Source organism: Flavobacterium sp. (genome assembly GCF_034111225.1).
Taxonomy (GTDB): Bacteria; Bacteroidota; Bacteroidia; order Flavobacteriales; family Flavobacteriaceae; genus Flavobacterium.
In genome coordinates, this window is the sequence record NZ_JAWUXR010000012.1 from 125686 (window position 1) to 139718 (window position 14033).

Consider the following 14033-nt stretch of genomic DNA (forward strand, 5'->3'; position numbering starts at 1 on the left):
TTACTGTAAATTAAAAAGCGTATTTATTCTCGCTAATTAATTTTGCAGCAATTTTTTCACGTAAACCAATTACATTTGGCATATTCGCATATTTTGTAAAACGTTTAAGTCCCATTAACATCATACGTTGCTCATCACCTTCAGCAAAAGAAACGATTCCTTCTTTACCTTTTTGGTTAATAATGTCAACTGCATGGTATAAGTATAATTGCGCCATTGCAATTTGTTCTTGTACTTTATCTGCACCTTCTTTTTTGGCTAATTTTTCAGTTCTAAGAATAGTACTTTCTGCCATGTAAATTTCAATTAAGATATCAGAAGCAGCCATTAATAATTGTTGGTGATCTTCTAATTCAGCGCCATATTTTTGAACTGCAGAACCTGCAACCATTAAGAAAACTTTCTTCAATTTAGTAAGCATTTCTTTTTCTTCAGCAAATAACTCAGTATAATCTGGAACATCAAACGATGGAATTCCCATTAATTCTTCAGCAACAGCCATAGCTGGGCCTAATAAATCTACTTGTCCTTTCATTGCTTTTTTTACTAACATACCTACAGATAACATTCTGTTGATTTCGTTAGTTCCTTCATATATTCTTGCAATACGAGCATCTCTCCATGCGCTTTCCATTGGTGCATCTTCAGAGAATCCCATTCCACCAAAAATTTGAATTCCTTCATCTGTACAAGATTGTACATCTTCAGACACGGCAACTTTTAAGATAGAACACTCAATTGCAAATTCTTCAACACCTTTTAGTTCAGCTTCTTGATGAGAATTTCCTTCACTTACTCTAATATTTATTCTTGTTTCAATGTCATGAGCTGCTCTATAAGTTGCACTTTCTCCTGCATAAGAATTAGTAGCCATTTCAGCTAATTTAGCTTGAATAGCTCCAAAACTAGAAATAGGAACGTTAAACTGCACTCTTTCATTAGCGTAATTGACAGCTGTAGAAATAGTTCTACGTTGCGCTTCTAAACAAGCTGCAGCTAGTTTAATACGACCAACGTTTAAAGCATTCATTGCAATTTTGAATCCTTCACCTTGTCCAGCTAGCATATTTTCAACTGGAACTTTCGTTTCGTTAAAGAAAACTTGACGCGTAGATGAAGAGCGAATACCTAATTTGTGTTCTTCGTCTCCTAATGAAATTCCATTTGATGGGTCATTTTCAACGATGAACCCTGTAATGTTTTTGTCATCTCCAATTCTAGCGAAAACGATAAATACTTGACAGAAACCTGCGTTAGAAATCCACATTTTTCCACCTGTAATGCTGTAAGATTTACCATCTGCAGAAAGAACTGCTTTAGTTTTCCCTGAATTAGCATCAGATCCTGCACCTGGCTCCGTTAAACAGTAAGCTCCAAACCATTCACCTGTAGCTAATTTAGGTACATATTTTTGTTTTTGTTCTTCTGTTCCATATAATGTAATTGGCATAGTTCCAATTCCTGTATGTGCACCAAAAGCAGTAGAAAAAGAACCAGTTGCTCCAGAAATATAATCACAAACTAAGACTGTGTTTGTAAAACCCATTCCCATTCCGCCATAAGCTTCAGGAACTGCAATGCTCAAGTAACCTAAGTCACCTGCTTTTTTCATTACTTCTTCAGTAAGCGCGTAATCTTTCTTTTCAAAGCGTTCTTTATGAGGCCATAATTCTTTGTCTACGAATTCTATAACCGAATCACGCATCATAATTTGCTCTTCTGAAAAATCTTCTGGTGTGAAAATATCTTCACATTTTGTTTCTTTTACAAGGAATTGTCCTCCTCTTATAATATCTGCCATGACTTATATTTTATAATGTTATTTTAAAAATTCGTAAATACCTGCTGTACCTTGTCCGGTTCCAACACACATTGTTACCATTCCGTATTTTGCATTTCCACGCTTACGCATTTCATCAAATAATTGAACAGATAGTTTTGCACCTGTACACCCAAGAGGGTGACCTAGTGCAATAGCTCCACCGTTAACGTTTACGATATCAGGATTTAACCCTAACTCACGAATAACTGCTAATGATTGAGAAGCAAATGCTTCATTAAGTTCGATTAAATCAATATCTGATTGTTTTAAACCTGCTTGCTTTAATACTTTTGGAATAGCTTTTACCGGTCCAATTCCCATGATTCTTGGTTCAACTCCTGCGGATGCAAAGTTTACTAAACGTGCAATTGGTTCAAGATTTAATTCTTTAACCATTTCTTCGCTCATTACTAATACAAATGCAGCACCATCACTCATTTGAGAGGAGTTACCGGCAGTTACACTTCCATCAGCAGCAAAAACTGCACGTAAATTAGCTAATGCTTCTTTAGTAGTTCCTGCTCTTGGTCCTTCATCTTTATTTACAACGTATGAACGAGTTTCTTTTTTACCATTTTCGTTTACGAAAGTTTCTTCCACAGTAATTGGAACAATTTGAGCGTCAAATTTACCTTTTGCTTGTGCTTTTAAAGCTTTCATATGCGATTTGAATGCAAATTCATCTTGATCTTCACGAGAAACTTTAAATTGCTTCGCAACTGCTTCAGCTGTTAATCCCATTCCCCAATAATAATCTTCATGACCTGCATGAACTACTTTATAATCAGGAGTTGGTTTGTAACCACCCATTGGAATATAACTCATGCTTTCTGCTCCACCTGCAATGATACAGTCTGCCATTCCAGATTGAATTTTTGCAGTTGCCATACCAATAGTTTCAATTCCTGAAGCACAATATCTGTTTACAGTAACTCCAGGTACATCTTCCACTTTTAATCCCATTAATGAAATTAAACGTGCAACGTTTAAACCTTGTTCTGCTTCAGGCATTGCATTACCAACCATAACATCATCAATACGAGTTTTGTCAAAGTTTGGTAATTCATTCATCATGTATTCAATTGTTTCAGCAGCCAATTCATCAGGTCTTTTGAAACGAAAAACTCCTTTTGGTGCTTTACCAACTGCAGTTCTATATGCTTTTACTATATATGCTGTTTTCATAATTTCTTAGTTTCTTAACGGTTTCCCTTTAGTTAACATGTGTTGGATTCTTTCTAAAGATTTTCTTTCACCAGTTAGTGATAAAAATGCTTCTCTTTCTAAATCTAATAAATATTGTTCTGTTACTAAAGTAGCTTCAGATAAATTACCACCAGCCATTACATAAGCTAATTTGTTAGCAATTTTTTTATCGTGTTCAGAAATATATTTACCAGCTTCCATTTGATCTGTTCCTACTAAGAACATACCTAATGCTTGTTTCCCTAAAACTTTAATATCATTTCTTCTTGGAGCTTGCGTATAACCTTGTTCTGCCATTTGTAAAGCAACTTGTTTAGCTGTTGCAATTTGGCGGTCTTTGTTTACCACTACAATATCTCTTCCTTTTTGTAAAACCCCTGTGTCAAAACCTTCGTAAGCAGAAGTTGCTACTTTTGCCATACCTATAGTTAAGAAATATTCTTGAAGAACGTTTAATTCTACATCGTTTTTACGGAAAAGGTCAGAAGCTCTTAAGGCCATTTCTTTAGAACCACCACCACCAGGAATTACACCAACTCCAAATTCTACTAAACCAATATATGTTTCAGCAGCGGCAACAGCTCTATCAGCGTGCATTGTTAATTCACAACCACCACCAAGAGTCATTCCATGAGGAGCAGCAATAACTGGAATTGCAGAATAACGACAACGCATCATAGTGTCCTGGAACATTTTGATAGCCATGTTTAATTCGTCATATTCTTGCTCTACAGCCATCATGAAAATCATTCCTAAATTTGCTCCTACAGAGAAATTAGTACCTTGATTTCCTATTACTAAACCGTTATAATCTTTTTCAGCCATATCAATGGCTTTATTAATTCCTTGTAAAACACCAGCACCAATAGAATTCATTTTTGAAGTAAATTCTAAATTGATAATTCCATCACCTAAATCAGTAATAATAGAATCGCTGTTATTCCATACTTTTTTGTTTTCGCGGATGTTATTTAAGATTATAAATGCATCTTGACCAGGAATTTTTTCTACTTTCTTATTTGAGATAGAGTAGAAGTGCGTTGCACCATCTTTTACTGAATAGAAACTTGTATTTCCTGAAGCAATCATATCGTTAACCCAAGCAGCTGGTGCATAACCTTGCGCTTTCATTAATTCGATTCCTTTTTCAACACCAATTGCATCCCAAATTTCGAAAGGACCATTTTCCCATCCGAAACCAGCTTTCATAGCATCGTCAATTTTGTAGAAATCTTCAGTGATTTCTGGAATACGGTTTGAACAATATTGGAACATTGAAGCAAAATTCTTTCTATAGAAATCTCCTGCTTTATCTTTTCCTTTTACTAATACTTTGAATCTATCAATTGGTTTGTCAATTGTTTTTGTTAATTCTAAAGTAGCGAATGAAGCTTTTTTACTTGCTCTATAGTCTAAAGTATCTAAATCTAAAACTAATATTTCTTTTCCTTCTTTTTTGTAAAAACCTTGTCCAGATTTACTTCCTAGCCATTGGTTTTCCATCATTTTGTTTACAAATTCAGGAAGTTTGAATAATTCATGCGATTCGTCGTTTGGACAATTTTCATAAATTCCGTTTGCAACGTGAACTAGAGTATCTAAACCTACAACATCAACTGTTCTAAAAGTAGCTGATTTTGGACGACCAATAACTGGACCAGTTAATTTATCAACTTCTTCAACAGTTAATCCCATTTCTTTTACTTGATGGAATAAACTTTGGATTCCGAAGATTCCAATTCTATTTCCAATAAAAGCTGGAGTATCTTTAGCAATAACAGATGTTTTTCCTAAAAATTTCTCACCATATCCGTTTAAAAAATCCAATACTTCAGTTGAAGTTTGTGGACCAGGAATGATTTCGAATAATTTTAAATAACGTGCTGGATTGAAAAAGTGTGTTCCGCAAAAGTGTTTTTGGAAATCTTCACTTCTTCCTTCACTCATAAAACTAATTGGAATACCAGAAGTATTTGAAGTAATTAGCGTTCCAGGTTTTCTGAATTTTTCAACTTGTTCAAAAACAAGTTTTTTAATATCTAATCTTTCAACAACTACTTCAATAATCCAATCTACATTGGCAATTTTTGCCATATCATCAGTAGTATTGCCAGTAGTAATTCTATTAGCAAAACTTTGATGATAAATAGGAGAAGGTTTTGATTTTAATGCATTTGTTAAATGATCATTTACCAAACGGTTTCTAACAGCTTTACTTTCTAAAGTAAGCCCTTTCTTTTGCTCAACGTCTGTTAATTCTCTAGGAACAATATCAAGTAAAAGTACTTCTACACCAATATTTGCAAAATGGCAAGCGATTCCGCTTCCCATAATTCCTGAACCTATAACAGCTACTTTTTTAATATTACGTTTCATCTGTTAATTTAATTTTGATTATCTCGATTAGATCGAGGCTATTTTGTTTTATTTTTTAGTTCTTGGTCAATAAATATTTTTTTATCGACAATTAATTCATTTATTATTTCCGAAACTTCTATAAAATTTTGAAGTTGTTCCTCGGTTACATGTTTTTTAATTGACTCATTAAAGTTCAAGACAGTATTTTTTGAAAGTTCTCTTTTGTCTAAGCCTTCTTCTGTCAAGTGAATTAAAACACCCCGACCGTCGGAAGGATTTTTTTTTCTTATAATAAGGCCTCTTTCTTCCATTGACCTTAATGTTCTAGTTAAGCTTGTAGCTTCCATGCCCATTTTAGGTCCTAAAGAAGTTGAAGGTGTTCCTTTTTCTCTATCAATACTTAATAATGCAAAACCTGTTGCCATTGTTGCACCGTACTTTGAAGCTTCTTCATTGTACATTCTTGCAACAGCTTGCCAAGTTGCTCTTAATATATAATCTATTGTTTTATCTTTCATGATAATTTAAACTGATTATCAAAGATAAAAAAAAATACTATGCGCGCATAGTATTTTTTAAGTTTTTTTTATAAAAAAATGAAATAAATAAAAATACCTTACATGATAAACAAATAAGGTATTAATTTTTTTAGTTGTAAATTTTAGTATACAAATCTGTATACATTTCTTTGATTACTTTTCTTTTTAATTTCATGGTAGGAGTAAGGTGTCCTGCATCAATTGACCAAAGTTCAGGTGTAAGTTCAAAACGCTTAATTTTTTCCCAATTTCCGAATTTCTCATTCAATTCATCTATTTCTTCTTGAACCCTAGCAATCACTTCTTTGTTTGAAATAATTTCTTGATTAGTAGTCCCTATTGATATTTTCTTTCTTGTAGCCCAATCTTTTATGAATTCAAAACTTGGTTGTATAAATGCAGCAGGCATTTTTTCACCGTCTCCAATTACCATTATTTGTTCAATAAAACGTGATTGTTTAAATGTGTTTTCTAATACTTGAGGTGCAATATATTTCCCTCCAGAAGTTTTGAACATTTCTTTTTTACGATCGGTAATTTTAAGGAATCCATCACTGTCAATTTCTCCAATGTCACCAGTGTGGAAAAAGCCGTTTACTAAAACTTCATTAGTTTTCTCTTCGTCTTTATAATACCCAATCATTACGTTTGGTCCTTTACAAAGAATTTCACCGTCTGCAGCAATCTTAACTTCAACACCTTCAATAACCCTTCCAACAGTTCCAACTCTAAAACCGCCATTTCTCATATCGTTTACCGAGATTACAGGCGAAGTTTCCGTTAAACCATAACCTTCCATTACTGGAATGTTTGCAGCACAAAACACCTTAGATAATCTTGTTTGTAAAGCGGCACTTCCACAAACTAATAATTCTAATTCTCCTCCTAAACCTTCTTGCCATTTAGAGAATATAATTTTACGAGCTATTTTAAGTTTAAATTCATACCAAGCACCATTTTCGCCATAAGGCTTATAATTCATTCCTAAATCTAATGCCCAGAAGAATAAACTTTTCTTAATTCCAGTTAAGTCAGCTCCTTTTGCATAAATTTTATCATATACTTTTTCAAGTAAACGAGGAACTACAGACATTACGTGTGGATGAACTTCTTTTAAGTTATCGCTAATTTTTTCAATACTTTCAGCAAAATAAATTGAGATACCATAATATTGGTATAAATAGATTAACATTCTTTCAAAAATGTGACAAATTGGCAAGAAACTTAATGCTCTTGTGTCACCAGGTCTTAAAGGAACTCTCTTAGCACTCATTAAAACATCTGAAACTATATTTTGATGTGTTAACATCACACCTTTTGGTCTTCCTGTTGTACCAGAAGTATATATAATTGTAGCTAAATCTGTTTCAAGAACATTATTTTTGCGTTCTTCAACCTTATTTTGATTTGCATTGTCTTTACCAAGTTCTAAAATATCTTTCCAACTTTTACAACCTTCAATATCATCAAAAGAATAAATTTCTTTTAAAGTAGGAACATTCGCTTTTATCGCCTTAATTTTATTATAGACTTCAATATCTGAAATAAAACAATAAATTGATTCAGAATGATTTAATATGTATTCATAATCTTCACTTGAAATTGTTGGATATATAGGCACGTTTTGAGCTCCAGTTTGTAAGATACCTATATCACATATATGCCATTCAGTTCTATTGTTTGAAGAAATAACAGCTATTTTGTCATTTTTATTTATACCTAAATTTAACAATCCTCTCGAAATTGTATTGGCTCTTTCTAAATATTCTTTAGTTGAAGTTTTTATCCAATCGTCACCATATTTAGTAACTAAAGCATCAGATAAATTATATTTTTCCATTTGATGGTATGGAAAGTCAAATAAGCGAGTAATATTATTCATAATTCACAATTTATTAGTTATGCAAATTAGGAAAATTTAATTAATTAACCAATTATTTATAATATTGATAATTGTCTTTTTTATCTTATTGAAATTAAGAATGTTATGCATGCATATAAAAGTAAAAACCTTAATCTAAAAGAATTAAATTAAGGTTTTTTATGATGTAAAATTTATGATTATTGCTTGTCAATCCACTTTTTAGCATTTACAAAAGCTTCGTGCCATGGTGAAACTTCGTCTTTTTGCCCTCTGTCTGGATAATGTGCCCAGTTCCAAGGGAAAGTAGAGCGCTCAATATGCGGCATCATTACTAAATGTCTTCCAGTTCTATCACACATCATAGCAGTGTTGAAGTCAGAACCATTCGGGTTCGCTGGATAAGCATTGTAGCCATATTTACCAACAATATTATATTTTTCTTCACTGTAAGGTAAATTAAATTTACCTTCACCATGAGAAACCCAAACTCCTAGAGTAGTTCCTTCTAAAGAAGAAAGCATTACCGAATTGTTTTTTTGTACAGTTACCGAAGTAAAGATACTTTCGTGCTTATGAGAATTATTATGTAACATTTTACCGTGAACTTCATGCTCTGGATTAATTAGTTCTAATTCCATCCAAAGTTGGCAACCATTACAAATACCTACTGAAAGCGTGTCTTCTCTTTTAAAGAACTTCTTTAAAGCTGTATTTGCTTTTTCATTATATAAAAATGCACCAGCCCAACCTTTAGCCGAACCTAATACATCTGAATTTGAGAATCCACCAACTGCTCCAATAAACTGAATGTCTTCTAACGTTTCGCGTCCTGAAATCAAGTCAGTCATGTGTACGTCTTTAACATCAAAACCTGCTAAATACATAGCATTTGCCATTTCTCTTTCAGAATTACTTCCTTTTTCACGAATAATGGCTGCTTTTGGTCTTGGTTGAGAAGCATCAATAACAGGAGCTTTTCCTGTAAAATGAGTTGGGAAAGTATAATTTAAAGCTTGATTTTTATAATTGTCAAAACGTTCTTTTGCAGTTCCGTTTTTAGATTGTTTAGAATCTAATAAATAAGAAGTTCTAAACCAAATATCTCTGTATTTAGGAATGTCTAATCCGCAAGAACCAAATTCTAGTCTTTCATCTGTAGTAACCGTTCCTAATTTGTAAAAAGAAACGTTATTTTCTTTTAATTTATTTTCTAAAACAGTATCTTCTTTTGCTTGAAAAACAATTCCAATATTTTCTGCGAATAGATATTTAATGATGTCTTTTTCTTCAAATACAGAAAAATCAATTTTAGCTCCTAAATTAACATCTGCAAAACACATTTCTAATAAAGTAGTTATTAATCCACCACTTCCTATATCGTGACCTGCAACAATTTGACGGTCTTTTATTAATTCTTGAATAGTATTGAACGCATTTTTAAAGAATGCAGCGTCTTTTATGGTTGGTACATCATTACCAATTTTATTCAATGTTTGTGCAAATGAAGAACCGCCTAATTTAAATTCATCTTGCGATAAATTGATATAGTAAATTGAGCCACCGTCTTTTTGTAGAACAGGTTCCACAACCTTAGTAATGTTTGTACAGTTTCCAGCAGCGGAAATAATAACTGTTCCAGGAGCAATTACTTCATCATTTGGATATTTTTGCTTCATAGAAAGCGAATCTTTTCCGGTTGGAATATTGATTCCTAATTCTAAAGCAAAATCTGAACAACCTTTAACAGCTTGGTATAAACGAGCATCTTCTCCTTCATTTTTACAAGCCCACATCCAGTTTGCTGAAAGTGAAATGCCATTTAAATCATCTTTAATTGGTGCCCAAATAATATTAGATAAAGCTTCTGCAATAGCAGTTCTACTTCCCGCAACAGGATCAACCAAAGCAGCAATAGGAGAGTGGCCAATTGAAGTTGCAACTCCTTCTTTACCATTAAAATCTAGTGCCATAACACCAACATTATTTAATGGCAATTGTAATGGACCAGCACATTGTTGTTTGGCAACTTTACCACCAACACATCTATCTACTTTATTCGTCAACCAATCTTTACAAGCTACTGCTTCTAACTGTAGAACTTGTTCTAAATAAGTTGAAATATTTTTTATATTGTATTCAATGTCAGTATATTTTCTATCAACAGTAATATCATTCATTATCGTTTTTGGAGAACTTCCGAAAAAATCTTCTAAAGCATAATCCATTGGTTTAGCTCCAGTAGTTTTTGATTCAAAAGCAAAACGATGATCATTAGTCACATCACCAACTTGATACATCGGAGAACGTTCTCTATCTGCAATTCGTTGTAATGTGTCAATGTCTTTTTTACCAATTACTAATCCCATTCTTTCTTGCGATTCATTACCTATTATTTCTTTAGCAGAAAGAGTAGGGTCACCAACAGGTAATTTATCTAAATCGATTAAACCTCCAGTTTCTTCAACTAGTTCCGTTAAACAATTTAAATGTCCGCCAGCACCATGATCGTGAATAGAAACAATAGGATTTACATCGCTTTCTACTAAACCACGAATAGCATTAGCAGCACGTTTTTGCATTTCTGGATTAGAACGTTGAATAGCATTTAATTCAATTCCTGAACTAAAAGCACCCGTATCTGCAGAAGAAACTGCAGCACCACCCATTCCAATTCTATAATTTTCTCCACCAAGAATTACAATTTTATCTCCTTCTTGTGGTTTTTTCTTTATCGCTTGATCTAATTTTCCGTAACCAATTCCACCTGCTTGCATGATTACTTTATCGTAACCTAACTTTCTTCCTTCTTCTTCGTGTTCAAACGTAAGAATAGAACCCGTTATTAAAGGTTGCCCAAATTTATTTCCAAAATCTGAAGCTCCGTTTGAAGCTTTGATTAAAATATCCATTGGAGTTTGGTACAACCATTTACGCTCTTCCATACCGTTTTCCCAAGGCTTGTTTTTTTCTAAACGAGAATACGAAGTCATGTAAACAGCAGTTCCTGCTAAAGGTAAAGAACCTTGTCCACCTGCTAAACGGTCACGAATTTCTCCTCCAGCACCCGTTGCAGCACCATTAAAAGGTTCAACAGTTGTAGGGAAGTTATGTGTTTCGGCTTTTATTGAAATTACTGAATCAAAGCCTTTCTTTTCGTAAAAATCAGGCTTATCAGCACTTTTAGGAGCAAATTGTTCCACTCTTGGCCCTTTTACAAAAGCAACGTTATCTTTATAAGCAGAAACAATATCGTTAGGATTTGTTTCGGATGTTTTTCTAATTAATTTAAATAAAGAAGTTGGCATTTCTTCTCCATCAATTATAAATGTTCCGTTGAAGATCTTATGACGGCAATGTTCTGAATTAGCCTGTGAAAAAGCAAATATTTCAGAATCGGTTAATTTTCTACCTAACTTAGTAGCCAAATTATTTAAATAATCTTCTTCTTCATCGTTTAAAGCTAAACCTTCTGATTTATTATAAGCAGCAATATCATCAATTTCCAAAATTGCTTCTGGTTGTATGTTAATGGTAAACATGGTTTGATTTAATGCGGTAAATTTTTCAGAAATCATTGGATCGAAATCTTTAAAATCTACATTACAAGTTTCAAATTCTTCAATTCTAATGATACCAGAAATTCCCATGTTTTGAGTAATTTCAACAGCATTAGTACTCCAAGGAGTAACCATTGCAGCACGTGGTCCAACAAAAAAATCCGTAAGTACGGATTTTTCTATTTTATGAGCGCTACCAAATAGCCAATTTAATTTGTTGATGTCTTCTGTTGAAAATTCGTTTTGCGACTGAACTGCAAAAACCTTGTTGGTTTTGTTCCCGAAGAAATGAATCATTGTATGTAGTTGTTTTTGTGTTGTTGTTTATAAAGTGCAAATTTATTCTAAAAAAACTGAAGTTCAAAAAAAACTAACTAAACTTAATAACAAAAAAAACTGCCATTTGTTAATGACAGTTTTAATTTGTTTTTTTTATTTTCTTCTCTTTGAAAGAATTTCCATGGTTTTAAATTCTTTCCCTTCAGCATTAATATCGAACATTTCCATTTTTTGATTATCAACATCAATATATGTAATTATTTCTTTTATTTTTTTTTCTTTACCTGTTGCTGGATCAATCATTGCTCCAGTAAAAGTAATTGAGTTAGTTGCTTCGTCATATTGACCACGAGAAACTAATAAACCTGTTCCCATATTGTCAGCCCAAGTTGCAATATATTCTTTAGAAGCATTGTCATAAGCTGTCATACCACGACCTTCAAAAGCCATTCCAAACATATTTCCTTTAAAAATACCTTCTTGATACTTACCATCTAAAATCATTTTGTAAGTTGCTACTGAAGTTGCTATTTGTGGTTCAGGGTTGTCTGGCATCCAAAAAGTCATGTCTGCATCCCAAATTCCATTGTCTTTTGCAAGCATTTCATGAGCTTTAGTTGGAGTTGCATAATCTGCCCAAGCTTTAGCCATTGCTGCTGAATCAAGAACAACTTCTGCTGTTTCAGTAGTTTCAGTTGTAACTTCTGAAATTGAAGTTTCTGCTTTTTCTTCGTTCTTTTTACAAGAAGTAATACTTAATGATGCAATAAGTATTGGTAAGATGATTTTTTTCATAATGTATAGTTTTTAGATTATGTTAATTTGGAAAGACGATAAAGTTATAAGCTCCCATATCGTATCCGGTTGTTAAATTTCTTGGTTTGTCTAAAATGTCATTAAAAGTTGAATAGGTTGAATTTGCCATTCCTTTAGCAGCAGAATCTTCGCCAATAATTAATTTGTTTTTACTAGTATCAAAAAAATCAGGTTTATTTACTGTTGAGTTAGTTGCAATAATACAATTTGTATAGTTTGCTCCTGTAAATTGATATTCTGGATGTGTTGTAAACTGGTTACTAAAATCAGCAAATTTAATTAAACAGTTATCAAATTTATAATTAAATACAGTTCCTTCTTTCTTTAAATTAATTGCAAAATTTGGTGAACCATAAATAATGCAGTTTCTAAAATCAGCTTTCGTTAAAGCATAAATTGCGCTTCCATCATAATCATCGATTAAAACAGATGTTTGATTGGGTTTTGGCCAATAATTTGCAAATGTACAATGTGTAAATTCATATGAACCTCCAAATGAACAGGCCAAACTAGTTTCGCCACAATTGTTAATAACTACATTTTTACCAACTATATTTCCTGTTCGTGCTAATAGCCCAACATTACTGCAATTGTAAATTTGTACGTTGGTTAAATCTAACGTTGGAGAAGCAGTTCCATCATTTCCTGAAACGAGCATCCCAACGGTTGCATTTTTTAAAGTTAAATTTGTGATGGAATTGTTTGTGCTTCCTTGAGTAAACCAAACTGTTCCCCATTGTCCGGGAACATCAGTATAAAGTGGCTCTAATCGATCGCTTTCAAAAATAACTTCATTTTCTAAGTCTTCAGTTAAAGAAGTACTTCCGTTTACTTGTAAAGAAGCAGTATTTGCAACGATTATTCCAGATTCTGCATGAAAATGCGCTCTAACTCCAGCGTCAACAATAAGCGTGCTCGCAGGCGGAACAGCAGCATAACCATAAATTACATAAGGTTTTATATTTGTCCAATGTAATTCGTCACCATTCATTGGGTCTGCAGGGTCTAAATAAAAGCCATAAATCTCATCAGAACCAATTGGTAGTGTTTCAGTAGTTCCATCACTAAATTTTTTAGGATATAAAAAAATAGCATCTTGAACTAAAGTTACTAATTCAACTTTTTGAAAATCACCATTAGTACCAAACTCAATATGATCTGTATATAAAAATGATGTTTCAGAATTAGAATAATCATTATAATCGATTGTTGTTTCAATAAAAATGAACATACTATCTTTGGCTAGTAATTCAACATTATTAAATACCCTACCAGGCATTCCATCTACCATTAATCGGTATTTAGAATTATTTCCTTCACCCAATTGAATATTTGGAATTGAAATGTTTTTATTACTTCTATTATACACTTTTAAGGTGTAAGTTGAAGATCCAATATTTGTAAATACGGTGTCTAAATAAACAGTGTCTTTAGAAAAACTTAAATTACCTGTACTTGGTTCAAAATCAAAATCTGAACGGCAAGAACATATTGTTAATACAACGAATGAGCATAATAAAAGGTATTTTTTCATCTAAAAAATGTTTTCGTAAATCTACTATTATTTGAAATATAAACGCTAAGATAAGTGT

Annotated in this window: 8 protein-coding genes; all 8 read right to left on the minus strand. The window is 32.7% G+C overall.

Annotated features, from left to right (window positions below; translation table 11 throughout):
• Nucleotides 1-10: 10 nt before the first annotated feature.
• Nucleotides 11-1801 (minus strand): acyl-CoA dehydrogenase family protein, encoded by a 1791-nt coding sequence (locus tag UXY25_RS08845; RefSeq protein WP_320815643.1) that lies wholly within the window; start codon nucleotides 1799-1801, stop codon nucleotides 11-13.
• 18 nt (nucleotides 1802-1819) lie between these two features.
• On the minus strand, nucleotides 1820-3007 hold the full coding sequence (locus tag UXY25_RS08850; RefSeq protein ID WP_320815644.1) for an acetyl-CoA C-acyltransferase: 1188 nt from the start codon (nucleotides 3005-3007) through the stop codon (nucleotides 1820-1822).
• Nucleotides 3008-3013: 6 nt separating this feature from the next.
• On the minus strand, nucleotides 3014-5404 hold the full coding sequence (locus tag UXY25_RS08855; RefSeq protein WP_320815645.1) for a 3-hydroxyacyl-CoA dehydrogenase/enoyl-CoA hydratase family protein: 2391 nt from the start codon (nucleotides 5402-5404) through the stop codon (nucleotides 3014-3016).
• A 38-nt stretch (nucleotides 5405-5442) separates the two neighbouring features.
• Entirely contained in the window at nucleotides 5443-5904 is a 462-nt protein-coding gene (locus UXY25_RS08860) for a MarR family winged helix-turn-helix transcriptional regulator (RefSeq protein WP_320815646.1), read from the minus strand.
• A gap of 130 nt (nucleotides 5905-6034) precedes the next feature.
• A complete protein-coding gene (locus tag UXY25_RS08865; protein ID WP_320815647.1) occupies nucleotides 6035-7807 on the minus strand; it encodes an AMP-dependent synthetase/ligase in 1773 nt (590 codons plus the stop codon).
• 179 nt (nucleotides 7808-7986) lie between these two features.
• Nucleotides 7987-11643: a phosphoribosylformylglycinamidine synthase gene (gene purL / locus UXY25_RS08870; RefSeq protein WP_320815648.1), complete on the minus strand. Its 3657-nt coding sequence runs from the start codon at nucleotides 11641-11643 to the stop codon at nucleotides 7987-7989.
• Between the two features lie 135 nt (nucleotides 11644-11778).
• Nucleotides 11779-12420 carry a DUF1579 domain-containing protein gene (locus UXY25_RS08875; RefSeq protein ID WP_320815649.1) on the minus strand — a complete coding sequence of 214 codons (642 nt, stop codon included), beginning with the start codon at nucleotides 12418-12420 and terminating at the stop codon, nucleotides 11779-11781.
• 22 nt (nucleotides 12421-12442) lie between these two features.
• The gene (locus UXY25_RS08880) at nucleotides 12443-13975 is read right to left on the minus strand and encodes a hypothetical protein (RefSeq protein WP_320815650.1); all 1533 of its coding nucleotides are present in this window, start codon (nucleotides 13973-13975) and stop codon (nucleotides 12443-12445) included.
• Nucleotides 13976-14033 lie beyond the last annotated feature (58 nt).